The following is a 25557-nucleotide window of genomic DNA, read 5'->3' as shown; positions in this document are numbered from 1 at the left end:
TATTTATTTACGTTATTGTTGTTGTCATCGTCATCATCCACGGTCACTCACCTCCCTTCAAAGAATACAAAAATCCGCCCCTATAAATAGGGACGGATATTTCCGCGGTACCACCCAAATTGTCATAATGACCATCTTAGCCCTGATAACGGTAGGTACCGTTTGCTTTTACTAATTATCACGTTCAAAGCAACACTCACAGGTGTCTTTCCATCATGCGGTATCGCAATCTTCTCAGCAATCGATTGCTCTCTGTAGACCTTTGCATCATGTACTTTTCCTGATCATCACTTTTTATATTTACAGAGTATTCTATCTCTTCTCTTTATAAAACGCAAGCCTTTTTACATACATTTTCATTTTTCATATCCAATTTTGTACAATCTCCTCTAAAGCCATTCCACGTGAGCCTTTTAATAATACAACATCATTTTCCGTTATTACTTTTAATACTTCCTCTGCTATTTTGGTCTTATTATTAAATGGCTGTACTTTTCCTGTATCATATTTCTTTCTTGCTTCTTCCGCTACAATTTCAGCTAACTTTCCATAAGTAAATACATATTGAATGCTCTCTTCATTTAACATTTTACCGATTTCTCTATGATATGTTTCCGCATTTTTCCCTAACTCCAACATATCCCCAATTACTATCATTTTTTTCTTATAGGCATTTAATGTCTGTAACGTTTCAATTGCAGCCTTCATTGAAGAGGGACTAGCATTCCATGCATCGTCAATAATTGTAAAACCTGTTTTGGCAGTTAAAAATTGAAAGCGCATATGAGTAATATTTACTTGCCGCAATGCTTCCTGTATTTTTTCTGTAGAGATATTGTAAAATTGACCTACGGCGATTCCGACAATTGTATTTAAAATATTATGTTTTCCATGCAAGGGAACATCGTACTGTATTTTTGAATCGTTTAATTTAAAATGAACACCATATTCATCTAATTGCACGTTTGTTGGATACAAATCATTTGTATACTTTTCACCAAATGCCTTACAGTTTATACTCAATAGATTCTTATTTTTCAAAAGCAATGGTTCATCACCATTATACAAACATAATCCTTCATCTTTTAATCCATCAATAATTTCTAATTTAGCCTTCGCAATCTCTTCTCTTGATCCAAGCGTTTCTAAGTGAGACTGGCCAATCATTGTAATGATCGCTACATCCAGCTGTGCTATTATCGATAAGTTTCTAATTTGCCCTTTTTCACTCATCCCCATTTCAAGTATTAAAAACTCTGTATCTCGTTTCATCTCTAAAATTGTTAATGGTAAACCGATTTGACTATTAAAATTGCCCTTTGTTTTATGCACACGATACGTAGTACTTAAAATTGTGTTTATTATATCTTTTACTGTTGTCTTGCCATTACTACCAGTAACTCCGATTACTTTTACATTTAGCTCTGCTCGATAAAATTGTGCCAATTGTTGCAAAGCAAGCAAAGTGTCATCTACAAATATAATTGGCATCCCTTTTGGCGGAGTACCATACGACTTTTTCCATAAGGAAGCGACAGCTCCATTATCAATTGCCTCTTTCACATACTCATGTCCATCTTTCACTCTAATAATTGGGACAAACAAATTCCCTTTCTTAATTTTCTTGGAGTCAATGCAGATACCTTGTATCTCTATATTGTGAAATGATTCTTGTAACCCTTCACCATCTATTACCTCTTCCAGTTTATTTAATTGTATTTGAATCAAATTATCACCATTTTCCATTTTATTACATAAAAATTGTATTTTTTTCGCATATTAATTAACAAATTTAAAGCGAGGTGTGTATATGAAAAAAACAATAAGTTTCTTTCTCCTTTTGTTATGCCTAATCGTAGTAAATGAAACGTACGCCTATTCTCCAAAAGCTTTACCGATCTCCAAAAACTCTGATCAATGGAAAGTGAATATTGATGAACCGAAGAACAATGATAAAAATATGCTTCAAGCTAAAAAAAATGAATTTAATACATATCAATTTTCAGTAAAAAATGTTGGAAACAGTGAAGTATATAACGTACAAGTCGAAGTATTCCGCAACGAGCCAAAAACAAAAACTAAATATGAACTCTTTTCCCTAAAGGAAAGTCGTTTAGCAAGTGGAAAAACTGGATTTAGACATGCTAATTTTCCAGTTGCTACAAAAGCAGATGTAGTTGATGTAATCATTACTTGGCAAGAACACCCTTTCCGCTCCATGAGAAACGGTCAAAAAGTTGAGTCTAGAAAATTTAAAGAGCATTTTGTTTTTAAAGACGAAAAAAATAAATAGAATGTGGATACATTCACACTACCATTCATTTAGCTACCTTTACTAGTACCAGTTCATAAGCAAATTAAAAAGTCGTGGCTTATAAATGCCACGACTTTTTATATTAATTCGTGCTAATTCCTCTTGCTGCCCAAATACGATCGATATCAGCAGCATGTTGTCCGCCATATAAAAGAGCATCCGCTTGCTTAATTGCTTTTGCTCCATCATTGAATTTAGAGTTTGGTGTTAATGACCAGTGTGATTGTAAAATAATTTTCGTTGCAACATCACGTCCAAAAGCTTGTGCCATCTCATATTGACCTTGAGCCCAAATTTCACCATCATCGTGTACTTCATTCTTTATATCTTTTGGATACACTTTATTATTATCTAAACGACGTAAGCACGTTGGATCTGAACTAGAGTAAGCAGTCGCATCCCATTCTCCAACACATGCTTTTCCGTATCCTGTAGTTGATACTGCATCTTCATACGTAGCACCTAAGAAGTCACCAAATCCTTCTCCCATCGCTCCGCCTTCTGCTGAACTACCAAAGCCAGGAACTTGGTTATCTTGAATCGAATGCCCATATTCATGTGCGATAATACCAGCATCTTCTGCATCATCTACTCCGCCAGTACCAAAAGTTAAAGCTTTCGTTGTCGGAGAATAAAATGAGTTGTCATCTGTCGTTCCATTCACATTCACTTTAATAGAGCGATTATTAATATTTTTAAACCCTAGACTTTGAATGTAACGTTGTAATGTATCGATATGATAATACGACATCACATCTTCAAAGCTATCATTTGCTCGTGTGTAGTTAAATTGTAAGTTTGTAGATTTTGTTTTTGCTTTTGAAGAAATCGTAACATACTCTCCAATTAAAAATCCTGTTCCATCTAAACCTTTTAACGTAACAGTCTTCAATTGGTTCGTTAGCGCCGTTGAATCTGCATCGTTATTATCTTTTAAGCCTACTTTACTACCACTAGATACGACCGGATTAGGTAAAAATACTTTTCCTGACCCTTCTACTTTTCGGTTTATATCAACCTTTTTAATTAACTTTCCATTTTCTGCATCAATAAATGTTTCCCATGCACCAAACGGGTTATTAGAATGGACTACAACTTTATATACTGGACGAGCAATTCCCTCTTCAACAATATATCCGAATTCTTTCTCAGTAGGAGCCCATAAGTTTTGCTCACTTGCTTCTCCAACATACGCCATTGATTTTTGGATTGCATCTTTTTCACTAATTTTTGTCGTTACTTCCTTTACACCATTGACGGATTGATAATCAGAAACAGCAAGTACTCCCTTTCCCTCTCCGTTAAGTGTAACTGTAATTTGTTTTGAAAATACAGGCGCACCATTTACAACTTGTTGGAACCTAACATATGAAGCTACTGACGTTTCTGTTGTTGAAATATATTGCAAGTCTGAGAGGTCAGCTTTCAATCCATACTGCGCAGCATTTTCTTTTAAATATTCAGTTGCTTTTTTCTGCGGTGAATAAGCTTCTAGCTTTACTTGCTGTTGTTTTTCCAACGCCGAGACCGTTGAAATCGTCCCCATTACTAATGGTACAGTCATTGCCATTGCCACCATTTTTTTATTAAACATAGAACCACTCCCCCTAATAAAGTAGCTCAACCTTATCCCATTACCACTAGGCAATCATTCCCCACAAAATGGGGGGATAAAAATTGAATCTACGAGTAATTCTCCATAAACAATTCTATTACCTTTCCATTTAGGGTGAGTGAAATTTTCTCAATATTTATGTGTAAAGTAAAAACAATACTTTAGAAAGAAATTTCTAAATCCATTCCTTCCCCCTGAAACTTTTCATATTACTGTGTAAAAAAATAGGCTATTTTTTACCTAACGGTAGGTTGAAAAAATCACTTATGAATGATACGATTTTAATAACCTTTTTTTAGGAGGATCTATATGAGTAAAAGTGAAGAAACACTCTCTTCAATAATGGAAGCAAGTTATCGCCTTTTTGCTACGTACGGTATTGCTAAAACAACTTATACGATGATTGGTGAGGAGGTTCGTATCGCAAAACCATCTATATATTACTACTTTAAGTCTAAAGATACCTTAATTGAATGTATTTTTACTGAATTATGTAAAGCGATGCAGTTCTCTTCGTATTTTCATACAGAAGAATTTACGAAAACAAATTTTATTGAAAAATGCACTGCAATTGGCCTTAAAATAATTGATGAACAGCGAAACGACCCTTATTTTAATCTTGTGTTACAAGAATATGTATTACTATCTTCCAGAAACAATATGTACAAAGATCGATTACTAACTGTGCAAACAGAATATTTACATGGATTTGAAGTACTCCTTACAAAAGCAAATGAACTTCAATTAATTGAAAATAAAAATCTAGTTTCAAAAGCTCATATGTTAGCATTAGTGCTTGATAATATCGGAAATTTTATGATGATTGACGCAAAGATAGATTATAAACAAATTTGGATTGAAGCTGTAAATAGCATTTTTGAAAGAAGGGATTGAAGTGAATACAAATAAGCGCATTATCGGCTTAGATTTTGCTAGAGCTTTGGCGATGTTTGGTATGCTACTTGTCAATTTCATGGTGATAACAGGTGCAGAAGGAAATGGTCCTCCTTTTTTAATAACCTTCATGTCAATATTTGAAGGTAGAGCTTCTGCTTTGTTTGTTATACTTGCAGGCATCGGTATAACTTTAATGACTAGGTCAGCCGTTGCTAGCAATGAACAAATAAAAATTTCTAGTAGTCGAAAGACCATATGGAAACGATCACTATTCTTATTTATTTTAGGATTACTACTATATGTAATGGAGTGGACTGGGGATATATTACACTACTACGGTGTTTACCTTTTCGTCGCTGCATTCCTTATTACAGTACGCAAAAAAGTATTACTATTGCTATCTATTATTATCCTACTCATCGCACAATCTCTTCAGCTTACTTTTAATACTTTCGAGGGCTGGGGAGGTCCAACTCCATTTATTAACTATGTAGACTTCTGGACAATAAAGGGTTTTCTTCGCAATTTATTCTTTAATGGATATCACCCAATTTTCCCTTGGTTCTCGTTCTTCTTAATCGGTATGATAATTGGCAGGTTAGATCTTCATAATAAGAAAATTAGAGAAAGATTACTCTTACTCGGTATTACAATCACAATATTAACAGAACTTTTATCAAAAGGACTTACACACTTTTTTATTCCATACATCGGCAAAGAGGCCGCCACGTTTTTATTTAATACAGGACCCATCTTACCAAACATATTATATATTTTATCTGCTACAGGATCCGCTATTGCTATATTAATCATTTGCCTCAATTTCGCTGAAAAATATACAAATAATTGGTTTGTCACTTCCATTGTACAAACAGGACAATTAACATTAACTCATTATGTCAGTCATGTTTTTATCGGTATTGGGACATTAATTCTATTAAATAGAATGGAACATCAATCACTACTATTCGTTTTATTATTTGCTACTGCATTTTTCATTTTCAGCATTGTAATTAGTGTGTTATGGAGAAAGAAATTTTCTAGAGGCCCTATCGAATGGATTATGAGGAAATTAGCCGGATAAAGTGAAACTTTAATCAGTGGGGTTTTCTTCATCCCCCACTGATTATTAGCCCTCACCAATCGGACTTTTATGGGCAGCTGATCCCCCACCTAAATTCTTTGCTTTCGCTGAATTTTGAGTTGGGGATCTTACTGCCCATTAAAGCGGGATAAATTTCCATCATACAAAAAGGAAGTTGGAATGATTCCAACTTCCTTTTTTCTTTAATGAGCCGCGCTTAATTTAATTCGAACTTTCGCTTCACCTAAAGCTAGTTCATCGTCTTCATTCGTTAAGTGATCAAATGTAAATCTCTTAACGAGTAAATTTTCTTCCAATAAATCTTTATGGTTCGTTAATGTGCGTTGTAGTTTTTCCTCTGTATCAAGAATAACATCTACTCGTAAATTAACCGGTAAATTCAACTGTTTACGATATTCTTGAACTGCTCGAATGAATTCACGCGCTACTCCTTCTTGCAACAATTCTTCCGTGACATTCGTATCTAACATAACTGTATATTGTCCGTTAGTCGTATTAGAAAATCCTGATTTCGCGACTTTCTCGACTACTACATCTTCAGCTGTTACAACTACTTCTTCTCCTGGTGCAGCTTCGTAAACTGCTCTTTCTGTAGATACAAAGTGCTCTACTTCTTCTTTTGATAATTGTTTTAGCCATGTATTTACTGAGTTCACATTTTTACCAAACTTCGGCCCAGCTGTTTTAAAGTTCAGCTTTAATTGATAGGACGTATATTTCGTTTCATCGAGTTCAACATGGAACGCTTTGACATTTAGTTCATCCATGACGATATCACGATACGATTCCCAATCCATATCATTCTCATTATGTGCTAGTAATACAAGTTCCGCTAATGGCTGTTTTACTTTTAAAGAATGCTGATTACGATTACTTCTTCCAAGTTCAACAACTTGTAAAACTGCATCCATTTCTGCTTCTAACTTCGGCTGAAGTAGTGATTCATTCACAACTGGATAATCCTCTAAATGAACGCTACTTCCAGTTAAATTTAAATGAATATCTTCAGCGACAAACGGTGTAAATGGTGCGATTAATTTACTAATTGTCACAAGCACTTTATGAAGTGTCTCATACGCAGCTGCTTTTTCGGCATTCATACCAGATTCCCAGAAACGATTACGTGATCGTCTTACGTACCAGTTACTTACTTCATCTACAAGTGCCGCGATTTCACGAGCTGCATTCGTAAATTGATAATCATCAAGTGCTGTTCTCACTTTTTTCGTTGTGCTATGCAATCTTGATAATACCCATTCATCCAATTTCGTCCGCTTTACATCATACGTTTCTTTCGGATTATACTCATCTAAATTTGCATATAAAACGTAGAAGCTATACACATTGACTAATGTATCTACAAATTTAGATTTTGCTTCTAGTACTGTTCTTTCAGAAAAACGCTTCGCATTCCACGGAGCACTGTCAACGAGTAACGCCCACCTTAAAGCATCTGCACCAAACTGATTTACTAGATCAACTGGATCTAATGCATTTCCTTTACTTTTAGACATTTTCTGGCCTTCTTCATCTAATACATGCCCTAGTGATAGCACTCGTTTATACGGTACTTTTCCTGTATAAAGTGCTGATACTGCTAATAAACTATAAAACCATCCACGTGTTTGATCAATGCCTTCTGCAATTACATCTGCTGGAAACTGTTCTTCAAATAACTCTTTATTTTCAAATGGATAATGATATTGCGCAAATGGCATGGAACCACTATCAAACCAAACATCAATTACTTCTGGTGTACGATTCATTGTACTTCCGCATTTTTCGCAGCATACTTGCACTTCATCCACATATGGCTTATGCAATTCTAAATCTTCCGGTGTTTCTTTCGTACTATGCTTTCTTAGATCAGCAATGCTTTTCGGTGCGAATTGATGATCGCAACTTTCACATTCCCATACGTTTAATGGTGTTCCCCAATATCTATTTCGACTAATATTCCAGTCCACCATATTTTCTAAAAATTTACCAAAGCGTCCATGTTTCATATGATCTGGATACCAAGTAACAGAATCGTTATTTTGTAAAAATGTATCTTTAATTGCAGTTGTTCGGATTAACCAACTCTCTCCTGCATAATAAAGAAGTGGTGAATCACAGCGCCAGCAATGTGGGTAGCTATGTTCATACTTTTCTTTATGATATAGTAAGCCTTCCTTCGCTAAATAACGAACGATATCCACGTCACAATCTTTTACAAATTTCCCTTTCAAAAATGGTACTGCTTCTGTATACTCACCTTTTTCATCTACAACATGTAAGAATGACAATCCTGCACTTTGAACGACTCTATAATCGTCCTCCCCATATGCCGGAGCGATATGAACGAGTCCTGTACCACTATCTGCCGTGACAAAATCTGCCGCGATAACGTGGTAGCCATTTGTAACTTCTTTCATTGGAAATGGCGGCAAATAAGATGTATTTACTAATTCTTCACCTTTATGGACAGATAGTACTTCATAGTTTTCTTTTAATACATCTTGTACACGTTCTTTCGCAACAATGTATACATGACCTTCTTGTTTCGCTTTCACGTATTCCATATTTGGATGTACAGCGAGCGCAACATTTGCTGGAAGTGTCCAAGGTGTCGTTGTCCAACCTAGGAAATACTCATTTTCACTATCTTTCACTTTAAACTTAACTGTTGCACTTAAATCTTTTACTGTTTTATACCCTTGTGCAACCTCATGTGAACTTAGTGAAGTTTGACAACTTGGGCAATATGGCGAAACTCTATGTCCCTTATACAATAAGCCTTTTTCATGAATCGTTCCTAAAATATGCCATACGCTTTCAATATATGGATTCTCTAACGTAACGTATGGATCATCCATATCTACCCAATAACCGATGCTTTCAGTGAATTCACGCCACTGCTTCTCATATGTGAATACACTCTCTTTACACTTCTGAATAAATGGCTCAATTCCATACTCTTCTATTTCATGTTTACCAGAAATACCGAGTTGCTTCTCAACACCTAATTCTACAGGTAAACCGTGTGTATCCCATCCCGCTTTTCTTAACACTTTATAACCAGCCATCGTTTTATATCTTGCTACTACATCTTTAATTGTCCGCCCAAGAGCATGACCTACATGCGGTAATCCATTCGCCGTTGGTGGTCCTTCATAAAACACAAAAGATTGTGCACCTTCTCGATTCTGAATTGATTGCTCGAAAATACTTTGCTCGTTCCACTGCTTACGAATACGTGTTTCTCTCCCTACAGCTGACTCTTTTACATCTACTTTCTTCATCTACAATCACTCCTTTGAATGTTTTAAAGCACACAAAAAACCCATCCCTATAAAGTAGGGACGGGTTTACCCGCGTTACCACCCTAATTCTATTAGCTCTTAACTAATAGCACTTAGCAACGTACTGTCATACGTGTTCTTTGTAACGGTAGACATCCGTCCGGGCTTACTTATTTTCAGCCTCGGCTCCTCGGAGATGATTTTCAAATAACGTCTGAACACCGGCTTTCAGCAACATACCGGCTCTCTGGGGAACAGTACACTATTTTACTCTTTCTCGTCTTCAGATTTGTATACTTTGTTAAAAGCTATTTTATGCCATTAGGCAATAAATTGTCAACTAATTCAAAATATATTTTTATTTATGTCCTTTTTCGCGATTGTTATACAATTACTTTTCAAATTCTCGTATTCCAGCTAAATCTTCATCTTCTTCAATAAGCTCAGCAAAGAATCCTGATTCATCCTCACGAAGAACAATTTCAAGCTCTTCCTTCGCCTCTTCAATTCTGTTTAACTGTGCTAAATAACAAGCGCGATCATATCTTGCTAACAAATCACTCGCATCAATTGTTAATACTTCATTTGCTATTTTTTCTGCCTTTAGTGTTTGGCCGGCACTATGATATGAAGACGCTAAAGAAAGAAGAATCGCTGTTTCATTTGAATGATGTTTAGAAGCATTTTCTAATATATGAATCGCCTCTTCAAACCTTTCTTGACTTTGATACATTTCTCCTAAAGCAAGAAACGCTCTACTTACAAACGGTGTTTGCTCCGTTAACTGTAAGGTAATCTTTTCTGCTTTTCTTTCTTCCCCTATTTTAAAGAATACTTGTGCTTGTAAAAGAAGCGTATCATAATCATCTGGTAACTCTCGAACCATTTGCTTCGTTAATTCTGAAGCATCCCTTAACATATCTTCTTCCTCACACTCTATGAAAAGATTTACAAGTTGCTTCGCTACATCGTAATCCCATTTATTTTCTAACGATGTTTGCAATACATCTATCGCCTCTTTATACATCGCCACATTCCCGTAAAATAGTGCAAATCGCTGCGCTGCCATACTATTTTTTTGATTTAACTTTAACGAAATTTCATACAAATCAATGATTGTAGTAATAATCGAAATTTCTTTCGCACGGTTTTTCATTCGATAAAAAGCTCTCGTAATTATGGATTTCTTCGGCTGTTCATTTTGTTGACGTTCAATCCATCTTTCCGTCACCGCAGATGCAGCATACATAAATACCATACTTCTTTCTGCCTTTTTCACTTTTAATGTATGAAGAAAATCTCGTATGTTAGACAATTTCTTATGTTGTTCTATCGCTTTTACGTATACCTCAAATATACGTTCATTATTTACATCTTTTTGTATCACTTTCATTGCAATTTCAATTGCTTTTTCATTTCTACTTCTCACTAACACTTTTGCATAATGATATAGAACTTCTGTATGCTCACCATCTAATTGTAGCGCGTATTCAATCCATGCCTGTTCTTTATCTATTTCATCCATCGCTCCATACACATATGCAATCGCATCCAATCGCCATATTTCAGGTACTTCGTCCGCTAATTGTTCTAGTTCAGTCAGCAATTCTTCCTGAAGATTCATTTCTACTGAAAGCTGTGCCAAATATTCCATATTAATATGCAACGGCTCTTCTTTCATCGCCTGAACCATATGGCTTTGTTCTTTAGAACGGTTTTCTTCTTTTTCGTATATTTCCGCAAGCTGTAAATGTACCCCTACGAAATGCTCATCAAGCTCTAAACATGTTTCATACGCTTGTTTCGCTTCTTTCAATTGCCCTAATGCCATAAGTGTTTCACCAATTCGGTAATACGGTAATGCCGTTTCCTTTTGTTCTATCGCCCTTTTATATCTTTTCATCGCTTGGCCGTACTGCCCAATAGATTCATATAAAATACCTATATAACAACCGTATTCACTTACCTCATTTCTTTCTTTGTGTAACGTTCTTAAGAATGCTATTCCTCGTTGTACAAATACCGTTCCTTTAATTCGATTCACATATTCATCTAATGCACTTGCTACATTATATTCGCTCTGCTTTATACCATTCTCTAACTTAGACAATGCTACTTTAAACCCTTCTTCACTTCCACCAAGTTCAACCTCAGCATCCCATAAAACCATTCCCGCATTCATAAGAAAATCTTGGCTCTTTTCAATTTGCTTTTCAATACCGAGTATATATTTTTTTGCTTCCTTGTATTGTTCTCTTGCCATATAAACTTGCGTAATTCCGAAGTGAGAATAAACATCATCATGATTTTCTTCTAAAGCACGAGTATACAGTGTTTCTGCTTCTTCTAGGCTATCATTTTGAAAATGATAGTCACCTAATTTTACGTATAATGGTGCCTTATCGTCACAATTCTTAATACCTTTTAATAAAATTTCTTTCGTACGTTCCTCATCCTTCAAATCAGACTCGTATATTTCCGAAAGTTTCGTATAAATGTAAGGTGCATTACTATCCAAATGAATCGCTATTTTAAGCCCTTTAATCGCTAAATGTAATTTCCCTAAATGATGCGCACATCTCGCTCGCTCATACCATACATGTGCCTCATTTTTATACTCTTTTAACAGATTATTAAAAATTTCATACGCTTCTTCATATCTTTCTAAATCTATTAATATTAACCCATGATTCGTTAAAGTGAATCGTTCTGGACTACGTTCTAAAGCAACTTGAGAAAACTGCAACGCCTTTTCAGATTGGTCGATATACATATATGATAAAGCGAGAAAACTCCAAGCAATCGGCTGATCTGCATCTAATTGTAACGAAGAACGAAAACTTGAAATCGCTTCTATATAACTTTCCTGTTCAAAAGCATATCTTCCGTTTATTAAATGATATAAAGCACGATTATTTTTCTTCTCAACACTCGCGAGCATTTGCCCTGCTTTTTCTAATTCTTGAAGGCGAATAAAACACTGCGCACCATGCAATTTAACAAAATCCGAGTTCGGAAACTTCTCCATTAACTTTTCAATACAACTTATAATAAACTCATTATCTACTTCAACATCTAAATGCTTTACCGTATATAACCACGTATTCGGATTATCACTCGTCTCTTTTAAAAATTGTACTAAGTTATGAATCCCCTCTTTATCATGTTCATCTAAATGATCCGTAAGAGAAAAAATAGATTTAAAATAATGATTTTCTTCTCCATTTAAAAATGCTAGTTGCTCCTTCTTTTCTTTCGGAACGAACGTAATCGCTAAACACCCTGTGTAACGATATTTTTCTTGTAACTTACTATATTCCACAATAACGGGTTCGATAAAGTTCGGATCTTGAACATAAAAAGCTTGTAACGTATCATCATACCCACATAATACTTGCACATGTGAAGCATGCTCAATATCTATACTTAATAAAACAGGAATCCCTTCATCCAGTAGTCTCTTATAATTTTCTTCATTACCTTTAAAATAACGATATTCAAAATCTAATTGTTCTAAATAAGAAACAGTATCTGAAAACTTCGAGCCTGTCATATCAAAGATAAACTCTGCTATTTCATCTTGTGTACGTTTTTCTCCCCATAACTGCAACATCATTTCTAAACTTGTCGGAACACAATAATTATCCTTTTGTACAATTGGAACTATCGGTAAATGAACCTTTTTGCCATCTGGATTTTTTTCTAAATTATGATATAAAGACTCTTTTAAACTTTTTTCTTCTTTTAATAACTGTTGTAAATCTGCAAGTTTATTCATTTTGTAAAGCGCTTCTGCACGTAAATGTACAAAGTAAGTTTTATACGCATGATAAGGAAGCTGATTATTTATGTTATCTATTACCGTTAACATCTCTTCATACTTCCTTAAATCTAATAAATATTTTACCTTTTCAAAATGAAAATATGGTACTTGGGGGAACTTTACAATCGCATCATCAATTAGCTGTAATGCACGTTTTTGTTCTCCTTGATTCGCATATAACTGTGATAATAAATAGGTAGATAGCTCTTCACAATCTTTATGCTGCATGCCAGCTATAAATTGTTCTTCTGCTTTCTCCCATTCACCTGTATGCATATAGACGTAGCCCCATTTATCAAAAACGGCACGTGCACTGTACTCCTCTGCCTTTTGCATATAGATTAGGGCTTCTTCATTTCGTTTCATTTCCAACAAGCATCGTACTAATGTAAAATATGTTTTTGCTAAAAGATCAACTTCTATTTCTTCTTTATTTACCTCTTCTAATGAGTCTTTTAACAACTGTTCTACTTCAAGTATTTTCCGCTCATCAATTAACTCATCACAATATAAAGAGAGCGTTCTCAAATTTGGGAATTTTTTATAAGCGTAGCGAATGAGGAATGAACTGTATTGGTGCATAAGCCCTTCATCGGTAAGACGTATTAATATGTCAAACTCCTTATGTGAAGGAACATTAGCAAGCCAATTCTTCAAATAAGATAAAGTATTCTTTTCTTTTATATATGAAATTTCATTATTTATTTCCTGTAATCCATCTATAAATCTCTTGTCTTTCAAACAAGCATCTAACTGCTTAAAATCTAGCATGTATTCACCTCGAATATTTATTTGCACTGCTACTTGCTTAGATTTTACACATCATATTGTAGGGATTCAACTAAAATCTCCTATAATGGATAGTATTATTTAATATTATTCGAATTTATAACAAAATATAGTAAAAATGATTGTTTTTCTCTGTATTTTGTTTGATTATATGGAATAACGTAACATGAGGATCTTATCTATTGGAAACTGAAATGAGTACATAAAATTATATTGGCGATTTTCAAAATATATCAGCGATTATACAGTGGTTATCGACTTACCGACAAAAAGTGACAACCCTCAATAAATCGCTATCTTTCAACATTCTATGTCACCAAATGTAATTTTCATATTCGGAGCATATACTAAAAAAAAGTTCATTTGAAATGCTTTAAAAAATCGGAGTTCAGCTTCATATTGAGCTAGCGCATCATTATATGTTAATCCTCTAGTCATTAAACGCTCTATAAATTGCTGCTTATCACCTGGATTCCCTGCAATCCCTTCTTCTTTTAGTGAATGATACAAACTTTGCTTATCATTATGCTGCATATTAGAATCTAAAAAGTTCACTTTATCACTTACTCTACATTCAATATTTTTTACGCCTAGTTCACTTAAAAACACCGGTATTTTCATGCCAATATTTCCATCTTTTCCGCTTCTCTGCATGTCACTTTCAAATAACTGCTGCAAAGCACCTAGCCTAATAATTTCCGAATGATTCTCTCCATTCAAATAATATGAAGACATATTTGATATCCAGTGTGGTTCAAAACAAATTATTTTTCCGCCCTTTTTAATTGAATGTATCATTTTTTGTAGCATCGTTTTTGGTGAACTCATATGTAATAAGAACGCATGACAGATTGCTATATCGTATGTATCGTTCAATTCAATTTCTGTAGCATCTCCCTCAATAAATTCTGAGTCATACGGAAGGAAACGAAACAGATCTCTCGCTTCAGCTAGTAATGTTTCTCCACTATCAATGCCTGTATACTTTGATCCTTTTGGAAGTAAAGGCATTAATACTAAGCCTAAATAACCATATCCACAGCCGTAATCAACGATATGTACGGGCTTAGTAATCCTCCAAACTGTATTTACTAAAAAGCTTACATAATCGTCATTGTAATATAAATCTCTAGTGTTTTTTAAATATGTTAGTTTACTGTTCCAATCGTACATTTCCAAGTTTAACGCCTCCTTTTATATATGACATTACAATTCTCCATTTAATAAGGACATTCCTACACTTGAAACAATTCTAAAAAATTTAGATTTAATAAAATAAAACTTCCGCTTTCACATTTTCTATAAAAATAAATAGGCATACATATCTACTATGATACATATACCTATTTATTTTACATCTCCTCAGGAGCATCCACCCCAAGTAAACGTAATCCCTCTTTTAATACAACCGTCACAGCATACACTAATGCCAGTCTGCTGTCTTTCTCTTCGCTCTCTTCTAATATACGAACATTACCATAGTATTTATTAAATGATTGTGCTACATCTAATACGTATTTCGAAATGATTGATGGCTCATTTTTGTTGAAGGCTGCTTCGATTATTTGTGGGAATTTATTCAGTAATTTTACGACGCTCCAGCTATGATCATCTTTTAATGCAAACGTACACGTTTCAAATTCTACACTTTCTTTTCTTAAAATAGAGCAAGCACGTGCATGTGTGTACTGTACATACGGTCCTGTTTCACCTTCAAATTTCAGCATGTTTTCTAATGAGAATTCGATATTATGCATACGCTCGTTTTTTAAATCGTGGAAGATAACTGCACCAACACCGACTTGCTTTGCTACTTCTTCTTTCTGTTTTAAGTTTGGATTTTTCTCTTCAATATTTTGTTTTGCAAGGTCTATCGCCTCCTCAAGTACTTCTTCAAGTAAAATAACTCTTCCTTTACGTGTCGACATTTTCTTACCGTCTTTTAAAATGAACCCAAACGGTACATGTTCCATGCCATCAACCCAATTGTAGCCAAGCTTTTTTAATACAGTGAAAAATTGATTGAAGTGTAAACTTTGTTCCGGGCCAACTACATAAAGGGCTTTATCAAATGCATATGTGTTTTGACGGTATACAGCTGCCGTTAAGTCACGTGTTGCGTAAATCGTTGCACCATCTGATTTTCTTATTAAGCAAGGCGGCATTCCATCTTCTTCTAAATTAACGACTAACGCGCCTTCTGACTCTTCAAGCAAATCATGTCCCTCTAAAATACCAATAAAATCTTCCATTAAATTATTATAAAAAGCTTCTCCTTGAAAATTAGTAAATTCAACACCGAGAAGTTCATAAATACGAGAAAATTCTTTTAAGGATTCGTGACGGAACCAATTCCAAAGCTCAACAGCTTCTTCATCACCTTCTTCTAATTTCTTAAACCAAGCACGCCCTTCTTCTTCTAGTTCTTCGTCGCCTTTTACCTCTTCATGGAATTGAACGTATAACTTAAATAGTTCACGGATTGGATCTTCTTTAACTACTTCTTCATTTCCCCACTTTTTATAAGCGGTAATTAACTTTCCAAACTGTGTACCCCAGTCTCCAATATAATTAATTCCTACAACTTCATAGCCGCATTTTTCAGCGATATGTTTCAGTGAATTTCCAATCATTGTAGAACGTAAATGCCCCATTGAAAAAGGTTTCGCGATATTAGGAGAGGAATAATCGATAACCACCGTTTTTTCACAACCAAAGTAATTTTGACCGTACTCTTCTTTCTCCGCTAAAACCGTTTTTAATACATCATCACTTACAATTTCACGATTAAAAAATACATTTACGTAAGGACCGACAGCCTCTACTTTCGTAAAAAATGGATCACTTAATTTCTCCGCAACTTCCTGTGCGATAAGAGCTGGTGATTTTTTATATTGCTTCGCAAGTGAAAAACATGGAAATGCCGCATCTCCGAATTCATCTTGTTTCGGCGTTTCAATTAAATCTAAAATTTGTTTTTGTGTTAATTCATTCGTGAAAATATTAGATAAACTTTCCGCAAACTGCGTTTTATAATCCATACTACAACCTCCTTATTTTTTAAAACACAAAAAACTCGTCTCTAAAAAAGAGACGAGTTTAAACCCGTGGTACCACCCTTGTTGTTCATTACGAACCACTTTCCCGTTTATAACGAGGACAGGGGGCCTCGGCTTACTCTACTATTCGTTCAAGAAGCATCTCCGAAGTGCGCTTCATCTTTTTCTTCCGTACTAGGCTCACACCATCCCTAGCTCGCTTTCCTTCTAAAAAAGACTACTCTCTTCATCACCGACAGTATATTTAATTAATTATTGCTTATTATACATCTTTTCAAACAATTAGCAAGGGTCAATTACACCAAAGTGAAACTTAGCACTTTTTCTTTTGTATACATGAAAATTATGTTTTTCAAATCTAGAACTACGGAAATGGTCTTTCAAAACGACACGTTTTCTCGCCACACGCTTCGCTTCCGCAATTGTTTCGTCAGTAATATCATGATACAAAGCGAAGTGTTTTAATCCTTTTATGCCATCTGATTCTATAACAGTTTCTTCAAACATTGGATCAAGGTACACAACATCATAACTATTATCTTCACATTGTTTTAAAAATGCGTAATGCTCCGTTTGCTTCACATCGATTCGTTGCATTGCCTCATCAATTTCAGAAATAGATGAAGACCATGTTTTTAAACCATTTTCCATAATATAAGCCATATAATCATTGCCTTCAAGTCCCGTTACTTTTCCGTTTTCACCAACAATATAACTAGCTACAATACTATCTGATGCCATACCGAGCGTACAATCTAACACTGTCATTCCACTCTCTAATTGCGTGGCTTGTACAAACGGATCGTGTTCTCCGCGCATTAACCTTTTCACACGAAACATCGCTGAGTTTGGATGAAAGAAAAACGACTCTTCCGTTCCTCTTGGATAAATTGCTAATCGGTTTTTCCCTACAACAAGTATATCTTGTTTATACTGCTCATGTAGTTTATGTACTGGTATGTCATTACGTTTAACGAAAGAAACATTTAATTCTGCTGCTACCTTATTTGCATAATCTGTCATTTCTTTGTTTGTTCTTCCTGCTGTTGTTACGATCATTTTTTCACCTCTATATAAAGAAAAGAGGGAGATTTACTCTCCCCCTTCTTTAGCAATTCTTTTCGAAAGCTTGTTCTAAGTTCGTAATAATTTCGTCCATAGTTGCACCTTCAATTTCATGACGGTGAATGAAGTGAACAACTTCTTTACCTTTTAACAATGCCATAGATGGTGAAGATGGAGGAATTTCTCCGAAGTATTCACGCATTTTTGCAGTAGCATCTTTATCTTGACCTGCGAATACAGTTACAAGATGATCAGGTTGTTTTTCAGCACGAACAACTGCTTGACCTGCTGATGGACGTGCTAAACCAGCTGCACAACCACAAACTGAGTTTACAACTACTAAAGTTGTACCTGATGCTTTTTCCATAAATTCTGTTACAGCTTCTTCTGTAGTTAACTCTTCAAACCCAGAACGCACTAATTCTTGACGCATTGGGATTACCATTTGGCGCATGTATTCTTCATAAGCATTTGACATCTTGTAATCTCTCCTTCAACTTTCATTCCAAATTCATCATATCACGCTCTATTACTAGGTGCAAAAGAAAGATTACGATGATTTCATTTTTTTGTAGGGATTTCACAAACCCCACCGCGGCAATGTCCAACTGGAACAAGTTTTCTATTGTTAGCGATATAATCGTATACTTTACTTCCAAATCCGAGTACGATAGATAGTTTTATAAAAGGAACAGCAAACCAGTAAGATGGAACAGCCTTTGCTAATACATGTATGCTATGAATTCCGTCATACCACTTATTATTTTTAAAAATATACAATCTTTGTTCCATCTTACTTTGTAGTTCTTGAGAAAGTTCATACTTCTCAACTACATCTTCATCTCGAAATGAAACAAAATTCATCTTACCCTTTTTATCTAATTTTTTCGTACGTTCTGCAACCGCCGTACACATCGGGCACCAACTATCATAGAAAACAATCATACATTATTCCCCTTTACGAGACTCCGTCATTTGTTTCCATACAGAACCTTTTGCTTCTTCTCCGCCTTCAATACGCTCTAATGCTAGACGTGCTTGCATCGCTACTTCAAATTCTGGATCATCTTGCGCTGCTTTTAAGGCAGGAATTGCACTTTCATCTCCAAGTTCAAATAAGAACATCGCTGCACGCCAGCGTACTAATTTACTTGAATCTTTCAGAGATTTAATCATAACGAACATCGCTGCTGGATCACCTACGTCTGATAAGCAATCGCCCGCTGTACGGCGAACACTTACTGAACGATCTAATAACGCTTTATATAATAACGGCAATACTCCATCACCTTTTACCATACCTAAATACGCTGTTGCTAAACGGCGGATCGAAACTTTTTCATCATCTAACGCCATCTTCAACACTGGCATATCTTCTTCAGTAGGATCCATTTGTTCTAATGCTGCAAAACGTTTTTTCCAGTCAGCATCTTTCATCATCTCTTCTGTTACTTTATATGGCTCACGCTTTTGAATCGTTACTTCAACAGCACCTGCCTGGTTTAATAATTCTTTAACCGTTTCATTTACACGTTCTTCTGAATAAGCAGCCACAATCTCTTCTACTACTTCTTTCCCGATTTCTTCAAAATTACCGTAACGTGTACTTTGTTCCACCCATTTACGTTCTTTTACGACGTTTGGTGCAGACATTTGCACTTTCATAATTGATTCTTTAAAACGATCAGGTAAGCCAACACGCTCTTCTGTTGTTCCATCTGTTAACTTTACTTGCATTGGAATTGTAAAGAACATTTGAACAAACACTTTCACTTCCCCAAAATGAGCAAGTTGTTGTTCTTCACTTTCTTCTACTACCTCTTCACCGAAAACAGCACGAACTTGTTGTAATAAAACTTTCCAGTCATACTTTGCATTTCGCTCCACTGCTAAAAAGTCGGCTACATGATATACACCTTTAATGCCTTCAATTTTCAAAATTTCTTGCACTTGCATTGGGGCTTGTTCTTTATTTTCATTTGTATAATTATTACGCGCTCCTGATGGTAATACTTCATTCAAAATAACTTTCATTGTATTTGGACTTGGCGTAGGTTCAATTGCTTTAATCTTCACGTAAAAAACTCTCCTTTATTGCGTGTTCTTACGTGTATTGTAACATGTTCCACCTCTCTAAACCTACTCGGATGCTTTATTTTGCTGATTTCTTTCCATCATCATACTTTCTCTTTCCACCTAATTCTCCCCAACCCATTGTTTAAAGTCCCATCTTATTGTGATGCGCCCTCCCGCCTTCTCTCCAAAAATGTAATGCTCTCAATCATAACTTCCGTTATATATATTCTCTTTCCTTGATCATCTTCGTAATTCCTCGTATGAATACGTCCAGTAATTCCAACAAGTGAGCCTTTCGTACAATATTCAGTTACATTCTCTGCTGATTTTCGCCAAACGACACAATTAATAAAATCTACTTGTTGCTCACCTAAACTATTTCGAAAACCTCTATTCACCGCAACACATACTCGTGCATACGCGACGTCTTGCTTTGTGTAGTATAATTCTGGCTCCTTCGTCAATCTACCGATTAATACAACTCGATTCATCATAAGTTATACCACCTCACATATTTTTCTTCATTGTAAAGAAAAATGTTTGAAGGGTAAAAAGTGTAAAATTATATATTTTAAAGTAAAAAATATTATTTTTATATCTGATATAAACAAAAAAGAAACCTTACATATTTAAAACATGTAAGGTTTCAAAATTTATCCCGCTTTAATGGGCAGTAAGACCCCCACCTCAAAATTCAGCGAAAGCAAAGAATTTAGGTGGGGGATCAACTGCCCATAAAAGTCCGATTGGTTCAACTAATAATCAGTGGGGGATGAAGCCCCCCCACTGATTAAAGTTTCACTTTATACTTCACTGCAGGATATGTAATATCCACCGCGAGCCATCTTTATTTCAACGCAGTACATTACATTTTCTAAGCAAAAAGTAATCGGTTTTACTTTACTCTCGAATTTTAGTCATTCATTACATTCAGCCGCATATCTTTCTATTGCTGAAGTAATAACTTCTGCTGATGGATACATTAAAGCATCATCTAGTTCTATGAAAAAACTTTTAGAAAATAGTTTTTTCATAATTCCTTTCTTCTCTTTCATCATATTCCATCCCCTTCATTTCAAATTAACAGCATCCAATGATACTATATTCTCAATTTATCTTTGAAAATAAAAAAATCCTGCATTTTTCATGCAGGATTTTTTTATTAGTCATTTTTCGTAAAGTAAGAAACAAAACGAAGAATTTCTAAGTATAGCCATACTAATGTAAGCATTAGTCCCATTGCAGTGTACCACTCCATATATTTTGGAGCTTGACTACGTACACCGTTTTCGATTAAATCGAAATCTAGTAATAAGTTTAATGCAGCAACTACGATAACAACTGCACTAATAATAATGCCGATTGTACCACCTTGGTGAATGTACGGAACCGTTACACCAAACATGTTTAGTAGAAATACGACTAAGTACATAACCATAATTCCAAGTGTCGCTGCCATCACGCCTGTACGGAATTTATCCGTTACTTTTACTACGCGCGTTGCATATAACACTAACATTGCAAATAGAATTGAGATTGTTAGTAATACAGCATTTAAAACGATAGAATCGCCAAACTTCATTGTATAAACAGCTGAAATACTACCTAATACAACCCCTTCTACCGCCGCATAGATTGGCGCACCAAAAGGTGAAATACGCGGGAAGAACATAGACGCAAATGCGATGATTGCCGCAACGATTAAAGCACCAATTAATACTGGCATCTTCATCGTCCCCTGCATCATCTGTATGTATGAATAGACAGACGTTGCAAGTAGCAAGATAAGCATAATAAACGTTTTGCCTACTGTTCCGCCAATCGTCATCGCAGAAGCGCTTGCTCCCTCTTTACGGAATGCCTCTTTTTTCAACATTGGATTAGATGTTCTCATTTTTTCCCTCCTAAAATAGGTTCTACCAATAGTGTAAAGTTTTTCTCTTTACTTTTCAATATATGCAGCTTGTTTTTATTTTAATCCTTCAACGATGTCCGATAGTTCACTCCATCTCTCCATCGTTTTTTCTAGCTCTTCTTCTGTTTTCTGCTGTGCTTCAGATAATTCTTGTGCCTTTGTGAAATCAGATCCAACTTTCGCAAGTTCTTCTCCAATTGACTCAATTTTCTCTTCTAGTTCGGCAATTGTATCTTCAATTGTTTCCCATTCACGCTGCTCATTGTATGAAAGTTTACGTTTACGTTGTTGTTTCGGCGCTTCTTCTACCACTTTTTTCTCTTTTTGAACTTCCGCCTTCTCAATCAGTTCTTTCGTCTTTTCCATTTCTAAAAAGTCCGTATAACTACCTAGGAATTCACGCACTTCGCCTCCGCCACTAAAGATGAACAATTCATCTACTACTTTATCTAAGAAGTAACGGTCATGCGATACAGTTAAAACGACACCTGGGAAATCTTCTAAATAATCTTCCAGTACTGTTAATGTTTGTGTATCTAGATCATTCGTAGGTTCATCAAGTAATAGTACGTTTGGTTCTCCCATTAAAATACGTAATAAAAATAAACGTCTTCTTTCACCACCAGATAGTTTACCAAGCGGTGTACCATGTGAATGCGTCGGGAATAAGAAACGTTCTAACATTTGAGATGCACCAATTACTTTTCCATCTGTCGTATGAATAACTTCTGCAATCTCTTTAATGTATTCAATCATACGCTGATTTAAATTCATCTCTTCATTTTCTTGCGTATAATAAGCAACTTTTACAGTTTGTCCTACTTCAACTTCACCACTATCAGGAGATAGCTTACCTGCAAGCATATTTAATAGAGAAGATTTCCCGCTTCCATTCGCTCCGATAATCCCGATGCGATCGCCCGGCTTCACTATATGATTAAAGTTGTATAATACCGTTTTATCACCGAATTTTTTCGTTACATCTTTTAACTCAAGTACTTTTTTGCCAAGACGACTCCCGCTAAGCGCAATATCAACTGACTGTTTTGCAGCTGGTCCTTCTTGACCTTTTAACTCATCAAATCGTTGAATACGTGCTTTTTGCTTTGTCGAACGAGCTTTTGCACCACGGCGAATCCATGCTAGTTCGCGGCGGTATAAGTTTTGACGTTTTGATTCTTGCGCAATTTCTTGTTCTTCACGAAGTGCTTTCGCTTCTAAAAATGTACTATAGTTTCCTTCGTAACTATATAGTTTACCATTGTCTAATTCAAAAATACGATTCGTCACACGATCTAAGAAATAACGATCATGGGTTACAAGTAATACGGCACCATTATATCTAGCTAAATATTCCTCTAACCACTCAACTGTCTCATGGTCAAGATGGTTCGTAGGCTCATCCAAAATTAATAAATCAGGTGTTTCAATAAAACACTGCGCCATCGCAATACGTTTTTTCTGTCCACCAGATAAATTTCCAACAGTTGCTGTAAAATCAGTAATTCCTAATTTCGTTAATAACGATTTTGCATTCGCATTTGCTTCCCATGCACTCATCGCATCCATACGTTGCTGCACTGCAAATAATTGTTCCTGTACTTTTTCATTACTTGGATCTTTTTCGATATTTAATAACGATTGTTCATAATCACGAAGAAGACGAATTAAAGGTGTATCACCATGGAACACTTGCTCTAATACTGTTAGTTTTTCATCAAACTCTGGTTGCTGTGATAAATAACTAATTGTATACCCACGTGAATGCGTCATATCACCTGTATCAGGAGTTTCTAATCCTGCAATAATTTTTAATAATGTCGATTTACCAGTACCGTTTACACCAATAATTCCGACACGTTGTCCTTCTGTAATACTACATGATAATCCATCAAATAACGGTTTTTCTCCGTATGATTTCGATAAGTTTTCCACAGTTAACATTTTCATATTTGTGCATTCCACTCTTTCATAAATTGTTCAATAAACTGTTCCATATAACGATGTCGAACTTCAGCCTCTTGTTTTGCTGCGTCCGTGTTCATTAAGTCTTTTAATTTCAAAAGTTTTTCATAAAAATGATTTAAAGATGGATCGTTATTTTTTCTATATTCATCTTTCGTCATCACTTCACGCGGAGGAATAGTTGGATCATACATTAATCTCCCTTTCGCCCCACCATACGCAAATGTGCGAGCTATTCCAATTGCTCCAAGAGCGTCTAAGCGATCCGCATCTTGAACAAGCTTTCCTTCAAGTGAATCCACTTTACCGCCATGACCACCTTTATAAGACATATTGGCAATGATATGAAGAACATGTTTACTTTCCTCTTCTTCCACATGTAATTCTTCTAACCAATCAGAAACTTTTTTCATTCCTGCTTCTTCACTTTCATTTAACTTCTCATCTGCCACATCGTGAAGTAATGCTGCCATTTCAATTATAAAACGATTTCCTCCTTCTTGCTCGGATAAAGAAATCGCCAGTTTATGTACGCGTTCAATATGATACCAATCATGCCCACTCGCATCTTTTTCTAAAATATGTTTTACAAAAGTAATTGTTTTTTGAATCTTTTCTTGTTTTGTCATTTTATCTTCACCCAGTTACTTATTGTAACACGCCCGCATTTTTTCATCACATATTTTCTTGTCCGCCCATACACTGAGTGGTAAGCATCATCATGAAGGAGGAATAAATATGTTCTATAATAATCAACCGCCTTATCCACAACAACCATTTTACCCTCAGCAACAGGAACAACGGTATGAAGAACAATATGAGGAATATGGGGAACAAGAACAACAATATGAACAAAATCCATACGAAACACCGCAAAATCAAGAGCAACAATATCAGCAAAACGCATACGACACACGTCCAAATTATGATTACCCTCAAAACCCATATGCAGCACCGCAAAATCAAGAACAACAACTTCAGCAAAATCCATATGTAGCACCACAAAATCAAGAACAACAATATCAACAAAATCCATATGCAACACCACAAAATCAAGAACAACAATATCAACAAAATCCATATGCAACACCACAAAATCAAGAACAACAATATCAACAAAATCCATATGTAACACCACAAAATCAAGAACAACAATATCAACAAAACCCATACGCAACTCAGCCGCAAATGTATCAACCAAACTATGGCGCACGTGTTTCACCACCGGCACCACCAACAATTGATCCAACACAACCACAAATTTTACCACCAGGACCAACACTCGATATTACACAACCGCAAATCTTACCACCAGGACCAACATTTGATATCACACAGCCTCAAATCTTACCGCCTGGACCAATTACAGAACCAACACAACAACAAATTCAACAAGTTGTCGGTACACAGTTTTTACCCTTAAAGAAACCTGTACTAGATTTCGTAAAACCTTGGGTAGATTACGGTTTAAATGAAGCAAAACATACATCGCACAAACATGCTTTAACAGAAGTTGCTGCGATTATGTTTTTAGTTGGGAAAGGATTCAATCCAACGATTGCACATTATATTGTAGAATCTTGGGAGAAGAATGAGCAGTTTTAGGGTTGTTCGTTTCAATTTAAATAAAACAAAAAAAGTGTCACAAAT

General features: G+C 35.4%; 18 protein-coding genes, 1 pseudogene and 3 other annotated features. Of the genes and pseudogenes, 4 read left to right on the top strand and 15 right to left on the bottom strand.

Annotated features, from left to right (window positions below; genetic code table 11):
• Nucleotides 1-85: 85 nt before the first annotated feature.
• Nucleotides 86-297, bottom strand: a binding site (T-box leader).
• Nucleotides 298-363: 66 nt separating this feature from the next.
• A complete protein-coding gene (locus MR115_RS14420) occupies nt 364-1746 on the bottom strand; it encodes a UDP-N-acetylmuramoyl-tripeptide--D-alanyl-D-alanine ligase (protein WP_242241743.1) in 1383 nt (460 codons plus the stop codon).
• A 64-nt stretch (nt 1747-1810) separates the two neighbouring features.
• Here MR115_RS14420 and MR115_RS14415 point away from each other — a divergent pair, with 64 nt between their 5' ends.
• Entirely contained in the window at nt 1811-2293 is a 483-nt protein-coding gene (locus MR115_RS14415) for a hypothetical protein (RefSeq protein ID WP_242241742.1), read from the top strand.
• Between the two features lie 103 nt (nt 2294-2396).
• Here MR115_RS14415 and MR115_RS14410 read toward each other — a convergent pair whose 3' ends face one another.
• Nucleotides 2397-3908 (bottom strand): M36 family metallopeptidase, encoded by a 1512-nt coding sequence (locus tag MR115_RS14410; RefSeq protein ID WP_242241741.1) that lies wholly within the window; start codon nt 3906-3908, stop codon nt 2397-2399.
• Between the two features lie 330 nt (nt 3909-4238).
• On the opposite strand from MR115_RS14410, the gene MR115_RS14405 reads away from it, so the two are divergent.
• Both MR115_RS14405 and MR115_RS14400 read left to right on the top strand, forming a co-directional pair.
• The gene (locus MR115_RS14405; RefSeq protein ID WP_242241740.1) at nt 4239-4823 is read left to right on the top strand and encodes a TetR/AcrR family transcriptional regulator; all 585 of its coding nucleotides are present in this window, start codon (nt 4239-4241) and stop codon (nt 4821-4823) included.
• Between the two features lies 1 nt (nt 4824).
• Nucleotides 4825-5910 carry a DUF418 domain-containing protein gene (locus MR115_RS14400; RefSeq protein ID WP_242241739.1) on the top strand — a complete coding sequence of 362 codons (1086 nt, stop codon included), beginning with the start codon at nt 4825-4827 and terminating at the stop codon, nt 5908-5910.
• 203 nt (nt 5911-6113) lie between these two features.
• Here the strand turns inward: MR115_RS14400 and ileS are convergent, their stop codons facing one another.
• The 13 genes and pseudogenes from ileS to MR115_RS14335 all read right to left on the bottom strand — a co-directional run bounded on the left by ileS (nt 6114) and on the right by MR115_RS14335 (nt 24536).
• Entirely contained in the window at nt 6114-9215 is a 3102-nt protein-coding gene (ileS, locus tag MR115_RS14395) for an isoleucine--tRNA ligase (protein WP_242241738.1), read from the bottom strand.
• A 53-nt stretch (nt 9216-9268) separates the two neighbouring features.
• Nucleotides 9269-9508, bottom strand: a binding site (T-box leader).
• 98 nt (nt 9509-9606) lie between these two features.
• A complete protein-coding gene (locus MR115_RS14390) occupies nt 9607-13809 on the bottom strand; it encodes a bacteriocin-processing peptidase family protein (RefSeq protein ID WP_242241737.1) in 4203 nt (1400 codons plus the stop codon).
• Between the two features lie 318 nt (nt 13810-14127).
• On the bottom strand, nt 14128-15006 hold the full coding sequence (locus MR115_RS14385) for a class I SAM-dependent methyltransferase (protein WP_242241736.1): 879 nt from the start codon (nt 15004-15006) through the stop codon (nt 14128-14130).
• Nucleotides 15007-15179: 173 nt separating this feature from the next.
• The gene (gene argS / locus MR115_RS14380; protein ID WP_242241735.1) at nt 15180-16868 is read right to left on the bottom strand and encodes an arginine--tRNA ligase; all 1689 of its coding nucleotides are present in this window, start codon (nt 16866-16868) and stop codon (nt 15180-15182) included.
• A gap of 45 nt (nt 16869-16913) precedes the next feature.
• Nucleotides 16914-17128, bottom strand: a binding site (T-box leader).
• 40 nt (nt 17129-17168) lie between these two features.
• Nucleotides 17169-17945: a class I SAM-dependent methyltransferase gene (locus MR115_RS14375; protein ID WP_242241734.1), complete on the bottom strand. Its 777-nt coding sequence runs from the start codon at nt 17943-17945 to the stop codon at nt 17169-17171.
• Nucleotides 17946-17994: 49 nt separating this feature from the next.
• Complete coding sequence (locus MR115_RS14370) at nt 17995-18429, bottom strand: BrxA/BrxB family bacilliredoxin (protein ID WP_061679552.1); 435 nt, start codon at nt 18427-18429, stop codon at nt 17995-17997.
• An 83-nt stretch (nt 18430-18512) separates the two neighbouring features.
• The gene (locus MR115_RS14365) at nt 18513-18896 is read right to left on the bottom strand and encodes a thiol-disulfide oxidoreductase DCC family protein (protein WP_073518519.1); all 384 of its coding nucleotides are present in this window, start codon (nt 18894-18896) and stop codon (nt 18513-18515) included.
• A gap of 3 nt (nt 18897-18899) precedes the next feature.
• Complete coding sequence (locus MR115_RS14360; RefSeq protein WP_088096252.1) at nt 18900-20027, bottom strand: conserved virulence factor C family protein; 1128 nt, start codon at nt 20025-20027, stop codon at nt 18900-18902.
• A 155-nt stretch (nt 20028-20182) separates the two neighbouring features.
• Nucleotides 20183-20521, bottom strand: a complete 339-nt coding sequence (locus MR115_RS14355) for a single-stranded DNA-binding protein (protein WP_063262726.1) — start codon at nt 20519-20521, stop codon at nt 20183-20185.
• Between the two features lie 309 nt (nt 20522-20830).
• Nucleotides 20831-21085 (bottom strand): annotated as a pseudogene (locus tag MR115_RS14350) (DUF4318 domain-containing protein).
• A gap of 104 nt (nt 21086-21189) precedes the next feature.
• The gene (locus MR115_RS14345; protein ID WP_001260655.1) at nt 21190-21921 is read right to left on the bottom strand and encodes a Bax inhibitor-1/YccA family protein; all 732 of its coding nucleotides are present in this window, start codon (nt 21919-21921) and stop codon (nt 21190-21192) included.
• A gap of 75 nt (nt 21922-21996) precedes the next feature.
• A complete protein-coding gene (locus tag MR115_RS14340; RefSeq protein ID WP_242241733.1) occupies nt 21997-23892 on the bottom strand; it encodes an ABC-F family ATP-binding cassette domain-containing protein in 1896 nt (631 codons plus the stop codon).
• Nucleotides 23889-24536, bottom strand: a complete 648-nt coding sequence (locus MR115_RS14335; protein WP_061679546.1) for an HD domain-containing protein — start codon at nt 24534-24536, stop codon at nt 23889-23891. The genes MR115_RS14340 and MR115_RS14335 overlap by 4 nt, the downstream gene beginning before the upstream one ends.
• 109 nt (nt 24537-24645) lie before the next feature.
• Here MR115_RS14335 and MR115_RS14330 point away from each other — a divergent pair, with 109 nt between their 5' ends.
• Nucleotides 24646-25512: a hypothetical protein gene (locus tag MR115_RS14330; RefSeq protein ID WP_242241732.1), complete on the top strand. Its 867-nt coding sequence runs from the start codon at nt 24646-24648 to the stop codon at nt 25510-25512.
• Nucleotides 25513-25557: the final 45 nt, after the last annotated feature.

This window comes from Bacillus cereus group sp. BfR-BA-01309 (assembly GCF_022664315.1).
GTDB classification, from domain to species: domain Bacteria; phylum Bacillota; class Bacilli; order Bacillales; family Bacillaceae_G; genus Bacillus_A; species Bacillus_A mobilis.
The sequence above is the reverse complement of the archived record's forward strand: the minus strand, read 5'-3'. Positions and strand labels throughout refer to the sequence as shown.